Source organism: Fredinandcohnia onubensis (assembly GCF_002734215.1).
Lineage (GTDB): Bacteria > Bacillota > Bacilli > Bacillales > Bacillaceae_L > Ferdinandcohnia > Ferdinandcohnia onubensis.
On the sequence record NZ_NSEB01000014.1, the window covers coordinates 85723 to 100701 of the forward strand.

General features: G+C 39.2%; 13 protein-coding genes and 11 tRNA genes. 22 read left to right on the forward strand and 2 right to left on the reverse strand.

Annotation, left to right across the window (positions count from 1 at the left end):
- The first annotated feature begins 228 nt into the window (after positions 1-228).
- Both CKK03_RS17780 and CKK03_RS17785 read left to right on the forward strand, forming a co-directional pair.
- A complete protein-coding gene (locus tag CKK03_RS17780) occupies positions 229-708 on the forward strand; it encodes a PH domain-containing protein (protein ID WP_099363880.1) in 480 nt (159 codons plus the stop codon).
- Complete coding sequence (locus CKK03_RS17785) at positions 698-2161, forward strand: PH domain-containing protein (RefSeq protein ID WP_180271300.1); 1464 nt, start codon at positions 698-700, stop codon at positions 2159-2161. The genes CKK03_RS17780 and CKK03_RS17785 overlap by 11 nt, the downstream gene beginning before the upstream one ends.
- Positions 2162-2199: 38 nt before the next feature.
- On the opposite strand, the gene CKK03_RS17790 is transcribed toward CKK03_RS17785, so the two are convergent.
- Positions 2200-2919, reverse strand: a complete 720-nt coding sequence (locus CKK03_RS17790) for a rhomboid family intramembrane serine protease (protein WP_099363882.1) — start codon at positions 2917-2919, stop codon at positions 2200-2202.
- Positions 2920-3040: 121 nt separating this feature from the next.
- On the opposite strand from CKK03_RS17790, the gene acpS reads away from it, so the two are divergent.
- The 8 genes from acpS to CKK03_RS17830 all read left to right on the forward strand — a co-directional run bounded on the left by acpS (position 3041) and on the right by CKK03_RS17830 (position 12809).
- A complete protein-coding gene (gene acpS, locus CKK03_RS17795; RefSeq protein ID WP_099355758.1) occupies positions 3041-3400 on the forward strand; it encodes a holo-ACP synthase in 360 nt (119 codons plus the stop codon).
- A 252-nt stretch (positions 3401-3652) separates the two neighbouring features.
- Positions 3653-4669, forward strand: a complete 1017-nt coding sequence (locus CKK03_RS17800; protein ID WP_099363883.1) for a LolA family protein — start codon at positions 3653-3655, stop codon at positions 4667-4669.
- Between the two features lie 289 nt (positions 4670-4958).
- Entirely contained in the window at positions 4959-7346 is a 2388-nt protein-coding gene (locus CKK03_RS17805) for an immune inhibitor A domain-containing protein (protein ID WP_099363884.1), read from the forward strand.
- A 189-nt stretch (positions 7347-7535) separates the two neighbouring features.
- Entirely contained in the window at positions 7536-8699 is a 1164-nt protein-coding gene (alr, locus tag CKK03_RS17810) for an alanine racemase (protein ID WP_099363885.1), read from the forward strand.
- Between the two features lie 224 nt (positions 8700-8923).
- A complete protein-coding gene (locus tag CKK03_RS17815; protein WP_010284645.1) occupies positions 8924-9205 on the forward strand; it encodes a CopG family ribbon-helix-helix protein in 282 nt (93 codons plus the stop codon).
- 4 nt (positions 9206-9209) lie between these two features.
- A complete protein-coding gene (gene ndoA, locus CKK03_RS17820) occupies positions 9210-9560 on the forward strand; it encodes a type II toxin-antitoxin system endoribonuclease NdoA (protein ID WP_010284636.1) in 351 nt (116 codons plus the stop codon).
- A 260-nt stretch (positions 9561-9820) separates the two neighbouring features.
- Positions 9821-10576, forward strand: a complete 756-nt coding sequence (gene sigB, locus CKK03_RS17825; RefSeq protein ID WP_099363886.1) for an RNA polymerase sigma factor SigB — start codon at positions 9821-9823, stop codon at positions 10574-10576.
- Between the two features lie 82 nt (positions 10577-10658).
- The gene (locus tag CKK03_RS17830; protein WP_180271301.1) at positions 10659-12809 is read left to right on the forward strand and encodes a Tex family protein; all 2151 of its coding nucleotides are present in this window, start codon (positions 10659-10661) and stop codon (positions 12807-12809) included.
- An 18-nt stretch (positions 12810-12827) separates the two neighbouring features.
- Here the strand turns inward: CKK03_RS17830 and cmpA are convergent, their stop codons facing one another.
- Positions 12828-12941 (reverse strand): cortex morphogenetic protein CmpA, encoded by a 114-nt coding sequence (gene cmpA / locus CKK03_RS17835; protein WP_087947091.1) that lies wholly within the window; start codon positions 12939-12941, stop codon positions 12828-12830.
- 153 nt (positions 12942-13094) lie between these two features.
- On the opposite strand from cmpA, the gene CKK03_RS17840 reads away from it, so the two are divergent.
- From CKK03_RS17840 to CKK03_RS17895, 12 genes are all read left to right on the forward strand, one after another.
- Positions 13095-13556 (forward strand): SprT family protein, encoded by a 462-nt coding sequence (locus CKK03_RS17840; protein WP_099363887.1) that lies wholly within the window; start codon positions 13095-13097, stop codon positions 13554-13556.
- A gap of 120 nt (positions 13557-13676) precedes the next feature.
- Positions 13677-13751, forward strand: a tRNA-Asn gene (locus CKK03_RS17845).
- A gap of 2 nt (positions 13752-13753) precedes the next feature.
- Positions 13754-13844: transfer RNA gene (locus tag CKK03_RS17850), tRNA-Ser, on the forward strand.
- Between the two features lie 10 nt (positions 13845-13854).
- Positions 13855-13926: transfer RNA gene (locus CKK03_RS17855), tRNA-Glu, on the forward strand.
- Between the two features lie 60 nt (positions 13927-13986).
- Positions 13987-14062: transfer RNA gene (locus CKK03_RS17860), tRNA-Val, on the forward strand.
- 137 nt (positions 14063-14199) lie between these two features.
- Positions 14200-14274 (forward strand) — tRNA-Gln (locus CKK03_RS17865).
- Positions 14275-14309: 35 nt separating this feature from the next.
- Positions 14310-14385 (forward strand) — tRNA-Lys (locus CKK03_RS17870).
- 15 nt (positions 14386-14400) lie between these two features.
- Positions 14401-14481 (forward strand) — tRNA-Leu (locus CKK03_RS17875).
- A gap of 17 nt (positions 14482-14498) precedes the next feature.
- Positions 14499-14585: transfer RNA gene (locus CKK03_RS17880), tRNA-Leu, on the forward strand.
- Between the two features lie 87 nt (positions 14586-14672).
- A tRNA-Arg gene (locus CKK03_RS17885) sits at positions 14673-14749 on the forward strand.
- An 8-nt stretch (positions 14750-14757) separates the two neighbouring features.
- Positions 14758-14834, forward strand: a tRNA-Pro gene (locus CKK03_RS17890).
- A 17-nt stretch (positions 14835-14851) separates the two neighbouring features.
- Positions 14852-14925 (forward strand) — tRNA-Gly (locus CKK03_RS17895).
- The last annotated feature ends 54 nt before the right edge of the window (positions 14926-14979 follow it).

Sequence of the window (14979 nt, forward strand, 5' to 3'; positions counted from 1 at the left end):
CTGGCTGAAATCCTCTTCATAACGAAGATGACGGGGAAAAGCGTAAGAGATTCTGGTCGAAGTCCTCTTCATAACCTCTAGAATGTACTTGTGTATTAGATTAGTCCGATTATTACTGGAGTGTCACACTAAAAGTACTGTTTTTTCTTATGTCAAATTTTCTCAAAATCATTTATACTGAAAAGGTTGGTAAGAATAATATTCCAATTGAGAAGGGTTTGTTGGATTATGAGGGACATCCCAAAAAATCGGATTAGTACACGTGCCTTAACAGTATGGAAAACATCTGCAATCATTTCGTCTATGATTGGTTGGAGTTTAGCCATAACTGTCTTAGTCCTTACGATTATTTTTGATTGGACGTACTGGATTTTAACAGGCCTACTAATACTTTGCATTATTGAATCAATATTAACGATTTTCATTTTACCGAAGCTAAAGTGGAAGCGTTGGAGATATGAGGTACATGAACATGAAATTGACCTCCAACGTGGCGTTTTCATTGTGAAAAGAACAATTATCCCAATGAACCGCGTCCAACACGTTGATACCCAGCAAGGACCGTTGTTGCGTAAACATCGTTTAGCTACTGTTACCATTTCGACAGCGGCAACAGTTCATGAAATACCAGCACTTGATTTGGAGGAAGCAGACCAGTTGCGTGACTCAATCTCAAGATTAGCAAGGGTGGATGAAGATGATGTTTGAATCACGCCGAATGCACCCGGTTGCTGGCATTTTAAGTTTCTTAAAGCAGCTTAAGGAGATGATACTCCCTTTAATATTCCTCTTTTTTGTAGGGCCGGGCGATGATTTTGAAAAATATTATATATTAGGTGCTTTTGCTTTTATTCTATTAATGTTGATCTATGGGATCTTGCATTGGTATCGATACACCTATCGGATTGAAAACGGAGAGTTACGAATTGAATATGGAGTGATTATCCGTAAAAAGCGCTATATACCTATTGAACGAATTCAAACGATAGATGTTTCCGCTGGTATTATTCAACGAATCTTTGGATTGGTAAAACTACAGGTTGAAACAGCCGGTGGGGGCATGCAGGCTGAGGCTGTTCTAACGGCTATTAAAGAAGAAGAAGCCAATCAATTACGTGAAATCTTATCTCGTTCGAAAAAGCAACAGGAAGAAGAAACCGAAACTCAAAAAATGAGATTTACCTATCAAATTACACCAAAGGAACTGCTTGTCCTTGCATCTACCTCAGGGGGAATCGGGATTGTTATTTCCGGTGTACTTGCATTTCTGAGTCAGTTTGCAGAATATTTACCATTTGAAAAACTATATAATACGATTGAAAAATATGTCAGTCTATCAATTTTATTCTATATCTTTGTGTTAATTGCGTTGTTCTTATTGATCGCGTGGTTAGTTGGAATTTTAATTATGACCCTTCGCTACGCCAATTTTACAGTCGTAAAACGAGAAGATGAGCTTTTTATAAGTAGAGGATTGATTGAAAAAAAGCAGACAACCATCCCGTTAACACGGATACAGGCGATACGTATTGGTGAGAATTTAATCAGGCAGCCTTTAGGCTATGCAACGGTGTATATTGAAAGTGCGGGTGGCTCGATTAATAAAGGAGAAGATTTCTCAACAGTGCTTTTTCCTTTAGTAAAGAAAGATGCTATTAATCATTTGTTACATCATTTTGTTCCTGACTATCAGATGCAAGAAATTGAAAATTACGCACCTTCCAATGCAAAGTGGAGATATATGTTTAGGGGGATGTTGCCTTTTCTAGCACTTGTCCCGGCAATTGTCATGTTGTCCTATGTCTTTAGTTCTTGGGGCTACCTAGGTCTGCTTCTTTTACCAATTGGGGCAATGCTTGGCTATAGCCGCTATAAAGTAGCTGGCTGGAAGATAGAAGAGGACCAGTTAACATTGCAGTTTCGCTTTTTTAGCAAAGTAACCGTTCTTCATCACAAAAAGCGTATCCAATCCTTGGACAAGAAACAATCCCACTTCCAAAGGAAAAAAGACCTTGGATCAGTTAAGACCTTTATTAAATCAGCAGTCGCAGGCAAAGGGTTTGAAGTGAAGGATCTGCAGATTTCCGATTGCTGGATCATTTGGGAATGGTACAGAAAACGAAACAAGACAATAACAGAAGATATATCGATGAATGATTAAAAAGAGCTAAAGCCATTCCGCTTTAGCTCTTGAATTTTTTAGAGGAAAATTCCGAGAATTACTAAGATAATAATAATCAACCAAATAATGTGTTTGGTAGAAAATTGTCTAGGAATCCTCATTCGTGGTCTGTAAGATGAATTTCCTGCCATAATGACCTGTGGCTGACCTGAGGTATTCGGTAAAATGAGTGGTGCAACAATAGCGCCAGCAAGGAATCCAAAGATATGGGCGATAATATTGACATTTGAATTTATAAATGTCATGACTAGACCAATAATTAAAATCGTCATGATGAGCTGCGAATTCATTTGATTAATCAAGTCTTTGCGGAACAAGACCATATATAAGTAAATACCAAACAATCCAAAGATAGCCCCTGAAGAACCAACATGGGCAAACTCTAGTGGCTCTATGTAAAAGGTTGCTAGGTTTGCAGCTATCCCCGTTAAAAGATAGGCAACGATAAATTTGAATTTACCTAACATGCTTTCTAACGCAGGCCCAAACAAGACAAGTGAAAATGAATTAAACAACATATGGCCAAACCCACTATGGACAAAAATGGGAGTGACTAATCTCCAATACTCGCCTTCAGAAATTAAGAAATTAAACCCAATCATGTGCTGCATAAGAGTTGTTCCAAATGGAAGAGATAAAAAAATCAGCAACCAAAGAAAAATATGAATCCCGATTAATATTGATATAATAGGATATAATCGTAAAAATTGACGAAAGCTTTCAGTTCTTATAAACATCTTATAACTCCTTTGTGTAGTTATCTTATCGTACTATATTCTTCAAAAGATGGCGAACATCCTTTAACGGTTTGTACCATCTTATGATTGAAAGCTTTTTTATAGAAGAAAGGATTTTGAAATGATCATTGGAACAGGTATTGATATTGTGGAGCTTGAAAGAATTAAAAAAATTTTACATAGACAGAAAAAGTTCGTAGATCGAATATTAACAAATGCAGAGAAAGAAAAATTTTTTCGTCTTTCTGAGTCCCGCCAGGTTGAGTTTCTTGCAGGTCGGTTTGCCGTAAAGGAAGCATATTCAAAGGCTGTTGGAACTGGAATTGGTGAGAATTTGAGTTTTTTAGATATTGAAGTTTTATCAGATGAAAAAGGTAAGCCAGTCCTTACAAAACCAATGAATCAAAAGGCCCATTTATCCATTACGCACAGTAAAGATTATGCCGTTGCGCAAGTAATTCTTGAAAGCTTGTCAAGCTAGTCTGCATATTACACAACTTTGCCTCATATATTTTTAGTGCGGTAGGTGAGACAAGGTGTATGAATATGATGAACGGTGTGATTTTCACTTAGTTTACATGCTTTAGTAAGTAAGCTGCAAAGTTGAGTTGGAAAGAACACTAGGAAAATGATGGGGTCCTAATACGCACGGAAATGATTCCTTACCTGTTCGTCACATAATACACTTTGTCTCAACCAATAGGCGATAAGAGGCAAAGGGGTTGAAGAGGAAATGAAGAAAAAAGTATTTTTGTTGTTATTAGGGCTACTCATTGCCCTTGTACTCGCAGCATGTGGGGAAAAATCACAGGAAGATGTGGTTAGTGCATTAGATGCAAAGGTCCAAAAAATGACTGGCTATAAGGCAGATGCGAAGATGACGCTTCAAACAGGCAATGATCCACAAGTATACGAAGTGGAAATTTGGCACAAGGAGCCGACATTCTATCGTGTAAACCTTAAGAATGCAGAAAAAGACCAAAGCCAGATGATTTTACGTAATGAAGAAGGCGTATTTGTTCTGACACCTGCTCTTAACAAAAGCTTCCGATTCCAAAGTGACTGGCCAGAAAACAGCAGCCAAGCTTATCTTTTTGAATCTTTAGTACATGATGTTCAGGAAGATCCAGAAGCGAAATTTACAGCTACAAAGGATCAATACATCTTTGAAACAAAAACAAATTACAAAAATAATAATATGCTGCCAAAACAAGAAATTACATTTAGCAAAAAGGACTTAGCTCCAGTATCTGTAAAGGTAATGGATCCTGATCGTAAAGTATTATTGTTAGTTGAATTCACTAAGGTTGAATTTGATGCAAGCTTTGATAAGTCAGCATTTGATGTTGAGAAGAATATGTCTTCTGCCAATATAGGTGAAATTCCAGTTATGGGTGAGGTTGATAAACAACCACTTGAAGTTCTATATCCTTCAGAGGATGCACTTGCTGGTGTTGAGTTAAAAGAAGAAAAGAAAATCGAAACGGAAAACGGAACACGAGTCATTATGACTTTCGGTGGAGAGAAGACCTTCACATTGATCCAAGAAAATGCCCGGGTTGCTGAGGTTGCTACAACGATTTCATTAAGCGGTGAGCCTGTTGACCTTGGATTCACAGTTGGTACTCTTACAGATAAGGCTATTTCATGGACACACAACGGTGCAGAATTTATGATTGCATCAGATGATCTAACTCAAGAAGAGTTAATCTCAGTTGCACGTACAGTACAAGGCAAGGCTGTAAAATAAACTCCGAACCCAGGCCCGAATAATCGGGTCTGTTTTTTTGTCTCTAAATATCGACAGCATCCTTTGGAATTTATTTCAGAAACCGAAAGATGCTGTCGGATGAAGTTGATAGAACGTAGAATTTAACGAACGAAAAAAGTTCTATATATTGAATTTCTACAAATTTTTTTAAAAGACTCTGTTACATTATTTAAGCGAGACATGTCCAAGTATGGAAGGGAGCTGGGATCGTAAGAAACTTAGGACAAAGTGTACGGAACTAAAAACAGATATTTGGAGGGGTATAAAATTGAAGAAAAAAAAGATTTTTTCCACAGCACTTGCATTATCATTAAGCGTTGGACTATTAGCAGGTCCAGCCATGTCACCAAACGCTAGCGCATCAGATGTATCCTCAAAACTAGCTTCACAAGGCTCACCAATCGACTTAGGAATCGCAAACGATGAAAAACTCATTGAAATGCTCAAGAAAAATGGCAAAATTGCAAAAGACGCTACCCCAGCAGAAGCGGAGAAGGTGTTGGGGGCTTTCTTAAGGGCAAAAGCTGAAAATGCTTATAAAACAAAACCAAAAGTAGTCGGAAAAACACTTAAAGTGGGTATGAAATCAGATGATAATAAATCTGAGAACGGATTGAAAAATGGCAAGGGTAACAAGTTGGGACAAGCTAAGAAAAATACGGTTGATTCAGTCCAAGAAGAATCTTACAATGGTGAAGTTCGTACTGATAAGGTCCTTGTCCTGAAAATTGATTTTCCTGATTACGCTCATAATTCAATTAAACCCGGTGAAACGGACATGTATTATGAAGACTATAAAGACGAACACTTTCAAAATATGATCTTTGGAGATAACGGATTTGTAGGACCAAGTGGAGAAAATGTGATCTCTATGAAGCAATATTATGAGCAACAATCAGGTGGTAGTTATTCAGTAGAGGGAGAAGTAGCTGGTTGGTATACAGCAGACTTGCCTGCTGCTTACTATGGTCATAATGATCCTGCTCCTGATGGAAATGATTACTTCCCACAATTACTTGTATATGAAGCACTTAGCAAAGCAGCACAAGATCCTAATGTAGACTTAAGTGAATACGATGTTTGGGATCGTGATGATTATGATGGTGACGGAGTTTACGATGAACCAGATGGAATTATTGATCACTTAATGGTTATTCATTCAGGTGTAGGAGAAGAAGCGGGCGGAGGAGCTCTTGGTGCAGATGCTATTTGGTCACATCGCTCCAAACTTGGTACTGATCCTGTTGGTGTACCCGGAGGAGTATCAAAAAGTGGCCGCTGGGGTGGAGCGTTAGCTGCTTGGGATTATACAATTGAACCTGAGGATGGAGCAGTAGGTGTATTTGCACATGAATACGGTCACGACTTAGGTCTTCCAGATGAATATGACACGATTTATAGCGGAGCAGGAGAAGCCATTGAATTTTGGTCACTTATGGCTGCTGGAAGCTGGGCCGGAGCTATCCCTGGAACAGAACCACCTGGTATGAGTGCCTATGCTAAGGAACAGTTACAAGGGTGGCATGGTGGAAACTGGTTAAGTGGAACAACACTTCATGCGGACGACATCACGAATAAAGGAGAAACAGTACTTATAGACGAAGCGGTAACTAAAGGTACGAACAATGATGCTGTTCGTGTAGACTTGCCGGAAAAGTTAAATAAGTTAAATACTCCTGCTGAAGGTGCATTCCAATATTTTGGAGGTAAGGGAGACGAAGTAGACCATAAAATGTCAGCAACGGTTGACTTGACAAATGCTAAAAATGCAACTCTAGATTTCGATGCGTGGTATAACATCGAACAGGATTGGGATTATGCAATGGTTCAAATCTCAACTGATGGTGGTGAAACATGGGAGTCACTTTCAAGTGAAAGAACATCAACAACTCTTGATCCTGATGGCTACCCCGCAATTAAGGAAAACCTACCAGGCTACACTGGTTCAAGTAACGGTTGGGTTCATGAGACTATTGATATTAGTAAGTATGCTGGTAAGGAAATTAAGCTTCAATTCCGCTCTATGACAGACTGGTATACAAGTCTCGATGGCTTCTTTGTAGATGGCATAAAAGTTACTGCTGATAATCAGGAAATCTTTTTTGATGGAGCGGAGGAAATAAAAAAATTTACATTAGACGGTTTTGAGAAACACGATGGTACTTATTTGACTAGCCACTACTACCTATTAGAATGGAGAACTCATAATGGTGTAGACAAAGGTCTTTCCAATATCCGTCGTGGTGCAAGCTTAATGTCATACGATAAAGGTTTATTAGTATGGTATGTAGATGAAACCTACGATAACAACTGGACTGGCGAACATCCTGGTGACGGTTTCTTAGGCATAGTTGATGCTGATCAACATACAAATTACTGGAGTGATAAGGAAGTGGGTTCATCACGCTACCAGCTCCATGACGCTACATTTAGTTTAGATAAATCTGAAAAAATGTTACTAGATTATACTGAATTATTGGGGATAACAATGAAGGACAACTTCACCCAACGCACACCTTTATTTGATGATAGTGCCGACTACAGTAACCCAGGCTTAGTCGACGCAGGACGAAACATTCCTGAATACGGTCTGAAATTCCGTGTTGTTGGCCAAAGTGCTGATGGCACAGTAGGTAAGGTGTTAATTTTTAAATAAAAATATTTTAAGACCCCTTTGACCACCCAAAGGGGTTTTTGCCATGTATTGAGATTTTTCTTCAACATATTTTCTTTTTTTCGTCATATGTTAAGATGGGTATGATGAAAAACTACCATTGACATGGACACAACTAAGTTTAATAATCGAATTCATATAGTAGTTAATAATCTAAGAAGGTGTTTATTCATGGACTCTACCCATTTTTATCGTGATACTTGGGTTGAAGTGGATTTAGATTGTGTTTTTGAGAATGTAAAAAACATGAAAGGGTTTTTACCAGAACAAGTGGACGTAATGGCAGTCGTTAAGGCAAATGCATATGGACACGGAGACGTGGAGGTAGCAAAAACGGCCCTTGAAGCGGGGGCTACCTATCTTGCAGTTGCTTTTATTGATGAAGCAATCTCTCTACGCCATGGAGGAATAGATGCACCGATTCTGGTACTTGGAGCATCACGTCCAACTGACGTTGTGATTGCAGCAGAACACAATATTTCGCTCACCATTTATAGCGAGGAGTGGCTTGATGAGGTATTAAAAAACTATCAAGGCAATACTCCACTTACCCTTCACTTAAAACTTGATACAGGAATGGGACGCCTTGGAGTTAAAGAAAAAGGGGAAATACAAACGATTCTTAAGAAAGTTGAACAAAGTCCTCAACTTCAACTCGATGGTGTTTTTACTCATTTTGCAACAGCAGACGAAATTGATACATCTTATTTTGATCAACAATATCGGAATTTCCTGGAAATGCTTGAGTGGATTCCAAACAAACCGAAGCTAATTCATTGTGGAAATAGTGCAACTGGCTATCGTTTTCCTGATAAAGTATTCAATGTGGTAAGACTGGGAATTGGGATGTATGGAATGACCCCATCACCGGAAATAAAAGATCAACTGCCTTGCGAGCTCGAGCAAGCCTTTTCTTTCCATAGCAAACTCGTCCATGTAAAACAAATTTCAAAAGGCGAAAAAGTAAGCTATGGGGCAACTTTTACAGCAGATGAAGATATGTGGGTCGGGACAGTTCCAGTCGGCTACGCCGATGGTTGGATTCGAAAACTACAAAATACGAACGTTTTAATTGACGGTGAACTCTGTCAAATCATTGGCCGTGTCTGCATGGACCAATTTATGGTTCGACTTCCAAATAAACTTCCGGTAGGCACAAAAGTCACTTTAATCGGGGAGCAAAATAACAGATTTATTAGTGTAGACGATGTGGCAAGTGCTCTTGAAACGATCAACTACGAAGTTACATGCACGATAAGTTTTCGGGTTCCACGTATTTTTTTAAGAAATAAGAGAATAATTGAAGTGAGAAATCCGTTATTAAGACATTACTAGTAGAGAAAATAGTACAATGGTTGTACACGTTGGATCACTTTCTTTTTTTATGCGCGAAAATAAATGCAGGTTCTGGAAACCTTGTAAATCCTATGCATAAAAACCAATTGTATATGTCGATAATAATTAAGAATTAATGGATTAAGCTTTGCATCCAATCATAATAATGGTATTATTAAGATTGGAGTAGAATATTGGTGGCAAGTTGGTGGAGGTGTATGTTTGTGTCTGAATCCAGCGCAACAACAGAAATTCTAGTACGATTACCACAAAACCTAATTAGTGAGTTGGATGGCCTAGTGAAACAAGAAAACGGTAACCGTAATGAACTGATTTATCAAGCTACAAAAATGTATCTACGTGAGAGAAAGAAGCGTCAAATTACAGAATCTATGAGACGCGGTTACATGGAAATGGCAAAAATCAACCTTACTATTGCATCGGAGGCTTTTTTAGCTGAATCTGAGGCTGACCACACCGTAGAACGCTTAGTTAGCGGGGGGTAATCATTTGATTGTAAAACGTGGCGACGTTTATTTTGCAGACCTCTCCCCAGTTGTTGGCTCAGAGCAAGGAGGCGTTCGTCCTGTTCTTGTCATCCAAAACGATATCGGGAATCGGTTTAGTCCCACAGTCATTGTCGCAGCCATAACTGCACAAATTCAAAAAGCGAAGCTCCCAACCCATGTTGAGATCGATGCGGAGCGTTATGGATTTGAGCGCGATTCAGTTATTCTGTTAGAACAAATTCGTACAATCGATAAGCAGCGTCTAACCGATAAGATAACACATCTCGATGAAGAGATGATGGACAGAGTGGATGATGCCTTACAAATTAGTTTAGGACTCATCGATTTTTAATTCATTTATTTATATGTGATACGCCTATGAGAAGTTACCCCGTGGTAGCTTCTTTTATTTTATTTATTAGTCCCGCAGGATGTGACGTTCTTAGTCTTTGATCCTATAAATACCGGCTACATAATATATTGCAAAAACATTTTACTTATGTAACAAATCCTGAAATGTGAAGGATATCACATCTTTTCTATCGAAGTACATAATAAGGGATTATCCTTAAATACCTTTCGAAAAAAATAAAGAGAGAGCGGTGAAAAATAATGGAAAGGCAATCTACAAATCCGAAACGAGACGAAGTAGAAAGGCTGATACAGGACTTCCAAAAAACTGGCTCAAATGCAATAGAAAGGGAAATCGTTGAGAAGTATGAAAATTTGATTCATTCAATTGCTTGGAAATACTCTAAAGGCAGAGCGTTTCACAAAGATATTGTCCAAGTAGGAAGAATTGGGCTTTTAGGTGCGATTCGAAGATTCGACCAAACGGTTGGAAGGAGCTTTAATAGCTTTGCTATACCAACAATTATTGGTGAAATTAAACATTATTTACGAGATAAAACATGGAGTGTACATGTGCCAAGAGGGGCAAAGGAACTCGGAATTAAAATAAAAAAGGCAACAGAAGAACTTACAGTAGCCTTGCAAAGGACACCAGAGGTACATGAAATCGCAAATCATCTTCATGTAGATAAAAAGGAAGTCCTAGAAGCAATGGAACTTGGACAAGCTTATTATTCAAAATCAATTGAAATGCCGATTGACCAAGAGTCTGAAGGCAAAGCGATCATAGAAACAGTAGGTAAGAAGGATAGAGCTTACGAGAGAGTATTGAAAAGATTAGATGTAAATAATGCTCTCCATGTGCTTTCTAATCGTGAAAAGAGAATTCTCTACTACACGTATATTCAAGAGAAGAGTCAAAGAGAGACGGGAAGTATAGTTGGGGTTTCACAAATGCATGTGTCACGCATCCAACGAAATGCCATTAAAAAGCTTCGAGAAGCAGTACTTGGATGAGTTAATTTTGGTAGAATAGATAAGGGTTAGAAGTGAAAGTAGGAGGAAAACAGTTTTGACACAAACATTGCAATCAAATGAAATGATGGTAAAAACCATCGCCAAAGAAATTGGAATTACAACAAAGCAAGTGCATAGTGTGATTAACCTCTTAGATGAAGGCAATACCGTACCTTTTATAGCGCGTTATCGTAAAGAACTGACAGGTTCTTTAGATGAAGTACAAATTAAAGATGTACAAGAAAAATGGACGTATTTACAGAACCTTGAGACACGAAAAGAAGAGGTCATTCGACTCATTTCTGAACAAGGAAAGCTAACTGATGAGCTTCAAGCAGAAATCATGAAATCGACAAAGCTACAACAAGTTGAGGATTTATACAGGCCATATAAGCAAAAGCGTCGTACAAAAGCGACCGTGGCAAAAGAAAAGGGACTCGAGCCACTTGCAGAATGGTTATATACCTTCCCAATGAATGTAGATGTCTTACAATATGCTACCGGGTTCATTTCAGAGGAAAAAGAAGTACTCAGTGCTGAAGATGCTATCCAGGGGGCTAAAGATATTATTGCTGAGTGGATTTCGGATGACGCGACTTTCCGCCAATGGATCCGCAATGAAACCTTCAAACAAGGCACAATTGAAACAGTGGTAAAGGATCAAGAAAAAGACGAAAAAAATGTCTACGAAATGTACTATGAATACAAGGAGCCTATTCATAAGGTAGTTCCACACCGTGTACTAGCGATGAATCGCGGTGAAAAAGAGGGAATCTTACGTGTATCAATTGAACCACCTCTTGACCGAATTGTAACCTTCTTACATCGGAAAATCGTAAAGAAGGAAAATTCACCAGTAACTCCATATATCGTAGAAACAATTGAAGATAGCTATAAACGCTTGATTCAGCCTTCAATTGAAAGAGAAATCCGAAAAGAGTTGACGGAGAAGGCAGAAGATAGAGCCATTCACATTTTCTCAGAAAACCTTCGTAATCTACTCTTACAGCCACCACTAAAAGGTAAGGTTGTTCTAGGAGTTGACCCTGCTTATCGAACAGGATGTAAACTAGCTGCTGTTGATGAAACTGGGAAAGTTTTAAAAATAGATGTCATTTACCCTCACCCGCCAGTGAACAAAAAAGAAGAGGCGGTTAAGAAAATCAAATCCATTCTCCAAGAATTTAAGGTTGAAATGGTGGCAATCGGAAATGGTACAGCCTCAAGAGAAACAGAGCAATTTGTCACTGATGTTTTAAAAGAAGTAAATCAAGAAATCTTCTATATTATCGTGAATGAAGCGGGTGCAAGTGTGTACTCAGCATCCGATATAGCACGAGAAGAGTTTCCTGATTTCCAAGTTGAAGAAAGAAGTGCGGTATCCATTGCAAGAAGACTTCAGGATCCATTAGCAGAACTAGTGAAAATTGATCCGAAGTCAGTGGGAGTAGGTCAATACCAGCATGATGTTTCTCAGAAAAAACTAAATGACCAGCTAACCTTCGTCGTTGAAACGGTAGTTAACAAGGTTGGAGTGAATGTGAATACAGCATCCCCATCTTTATTACAATATGTAGCTGGCCTATCCAAAGCTGTTGCAAACAACATCGTCAAAAAACGTGAGGAACAAGGGAAGTTCACGAACAGAAGCGAGTTAAAGAACATTCCACGCCTAGGTGCAAAAACGTATGAACAATGTATTGGTTTCCTTCGTATTGTTGATGGTAATGAACCATTAGACCGTACAGGAATTCACCCGGAAAACTACAAGGAAGTGAAAAAACTTCTTGCGAAATATGGTTTAACGAGTAATGACCTTGGTACGGATAGTTTAAGAGAAGCCATTTCATCTATCGTAGCAGAGGAAGTGGCTGCTCAAATGGGAATTGGCGAAATCACCATTCACGATATTACAGAAGCGTTAGTAAGCCCTGAACGTGATCCACGTGATGAACTGGCAAAACCATTACTTAAAAAAGACATCCTTAAGCTTGAAGACCTTGCGAAAGGAATGGAGCTTGAAGGAACTGTTCGAAATGTTGTAGATTTTGGAGCGTTTGTTGATATCGGAGTGAAGCAGGATGGTTTAGTCCATATCTCAAAACTTAGTAATAACTTCGTAAAACATCCACTTGATGTAGTATCAGTCGGAGATGTTGTAACGGTCTGGATAGATGACGTAGATGTTAAAAAAGGAAGAGTGGCATTAACAATGCTACCGCCACAAAACTAATAAATCTAAAAACACTGCTTACGAGCAGTGTTTTTTTCTATAAAAATACCAGCATTGATTCAATAATTTAATTTGGTATCGATTTTTCTCATAGTAGGCACGTTTCATTTGGTTTTGAAGCCAAGTAGGCATGGGTTAAACCTCCTCGTTAATAAACTTTTACCCTCCAAAAAATAAAAAAATGATACTATAGTGATGAAGTTACCAAACTATAGGTTTGAGTATATATAGTGTATGCAGATACAGTACGTCCTGTTCGAAAAGGATAGAAAGGATGAAAAAAACATGGAACAGTTTGAACTACAAAAAATAGTGGAAGAGGTTTCTTTAGAACTGTTCGGCAAACCATTTCTTCACAAAGCCACTTTTAACAATCGATTACAAACTACAGGTGGCAGGTATCTTCTAAAATCTCACAATATTGAACTGAATCCAAAATATTATCAAGAACGTGGAATCGAAGAACTAGTCGGGATTATTAAGCATGAACTGTGCCATTATCATTTGCATCTTGAGGGAAAAGGATATCAGCATCGCGATCGTGACTTTCGCAATCTCTTAAATGCAGTGGACGCTCCCCGATTCTGTAAACCATTAGAATCTGTCACAAGGAGAAAAATGTCAAAGCAATACTTGTATACATGTACAAGCTGTGGGCTAGGATATGTAAGGAAAAGAAGGATCGATACAAAACGGTACGTTTGTGGAAAATGCTCAGGGAAATTAATGGAAGCAAAAAAAGTTTGACTCAGGATTAATCATGTGATAAATTATAAAAGTCGCCGCAAAACGGTTGAACAAGAAAAAAATAGATGCTCTTGACAACAAGGAAGTCTGTTTTTATAATAAGTAATGTCGTCACATTATTCCGCAGTAGCTCAGTGGTAGAGCTATCGGCTGTTAACCGATCGGTCGTAGGTTCGAGTCCTACCTGCGGAGCCAATGGGGAAGTACTCAAGTGGCTGAAGAGGCGCCCCTGCTAAGGGTGTAGGTCGCGTAAGCGGCGCGAGGGTTCAAATCCCTCCTTCTCCGCCAGATTCTAAATGGCCCGTTGGTCAAGCGGTTAAGACACCGCCCTTTCACGGCGGTAACACGGGTTCGAATCCCGTACGGGTCATACTAATGATGGGATGTAGGATTGATAAAATCTTACCTCCCATTTCTATCTCTAAAACATGGAGGATTAGCTCAGCTGGGAGAGCACCTGCCTTACAAGCAGGGGGTCGGCGGTTCGATCCCGTCATCCTCCACCATTATTTAAGTTGCGATTGCTACTTAGTAATGTCGATGATATTTCGTGTTATTTCCTACTGAAATAACCCAAAATATCCTCTTGCGGTGAAAGTTCATGAAGCATATTCGAAGAAGAAATTTCATGAAGTTTATTCAATGGGCTATAGCCAAGCGGTAAGGCAACGGACTTTGACTCCGTCATTCGTAGGTTCGAATCCTGCTAGCCCAGCCATTTTGATTACGAACAGTTATCAAAAAACATTGCACGAGCCATTAGCTCAGTTGGTAGAGCATCTGACTTTTAATCAGAGGGTCGAAGGTTCGAGTCCTTCATGGCTCACCATTTATATCAATAAATGCGGGTGTGGCGGAATTGGCAGACGCGCTAGACTTAGGATCTAGTGTCTTTGACGTGGGGGTTCGAGTCCCTTCACCCGCACTGTGTTTAATGTATTCGCGGTCGTGGCGGAATGGCAGACGCGCTAGGTTGAGGGCCTAGTGGGAGTTGATCCCGTGGAAGTTCGAGTCTTCTCGACCGCACCAAAAAAAGTTTTTTAAAAAAGTACTTGCAATTAAGTTTGCAAGATGCTATTATAGAAAAGTCGCTGATTTCAAATCACCGATGAATATGCGCCCGTAGCTCAATTGGATAGAGCGTCTGACTACGGATCAGAAGGCTATGGGTTCGACTCCTTTCGGGCGCGCCATTTTATATCGGGAAGTAGCTCAGCTTGGTAGAGCACTTGGTTTGGGACCAAGGGGTCGCAGGTTCGAATCCTGTCTTCCCGACCAGACGAAATTTAATATATGCGGGTGTAGTTTAATGGTAAAACCTCAGCCTTCCAAGCTGATGTCGTGAGTTCGATTCTCATCACCCGCTCCAAATTAGTTCTTTGAAAACTAAACATAATACAAGCGTCAACGTTTAATTCTAAAG

Excerpts from the sequence above, each read along its gene's own strand:
- CKK03_RS17785 (WP_180271300.1), top strand. The coding sequence starts at position 698 with ATGATGTTTGAATCACGCCGAATGCACCCGGTTGCTGGCATTTTAAGT.
- cmpA (WP_087947091.1), bottom strand. The coding sequence starts at position 12,941 with ATGCCTACTTGGCTTCAAAACCAAATGAAACGTGCCTACTATGAGAAA.
- CKK03_RS17790 (WP_099363882.1), bottom strand. The coding sequence starts at position 2,919 with ATGTTTATAAGAACTGAAAGCTTTCGTCAATTTTTACGATTATATCCT.
- alr (WP_099363885.1), top strand. The coding sequence starts at position 7,536 with ATGGACTCTACCCATTTTTATCGTGATACTTGGGTTGAAGTGGATTTA.
- CKK03_RS17800 (WP_099363883.1), top strand. The coding sequence starts at position 3,653 with ATGAAGAAAAAAGTATTTTTGTTGTTATTAGGGCTACTCATTGCCCTT.
- CKK03_RS17840 (WP_099363887.1), top strand. The coding sequence starts at position 13,095 with ATGGAACAGTTTGAACTACAAAAAATAGTGGAAGAGGTTTCTTTAGAA.
- CKK03_RS17780 (WP_099363880.1), top strand. The coding sequence starts at position 229 with ATGAGGGACATCCCAAAAAATCGGATTAGTACACGTGCCTTAACAGTA.
- sigB (WP_099363886.1), top strand. The coding sequence starts at position 9,821 with ATGGAAAGGCAATCTACAAATCCGAAACGAGACGAAGTAGAAAGGCTG.
- CKK03_RS17830 (WP_180271301.1), top strand. The coding sequence starts at position 10,659 with ATGATGGTAAAAACCATCGCCAAAGAAATTGGAATTACAACAAAGCAA.
- acpS (WP_099355758.1), top strand. The coding sequence starts at position 3,041 with ATGATCATTGGAACAGGTATTGATATTGTGGAGCTTGAAAGAATTAAA.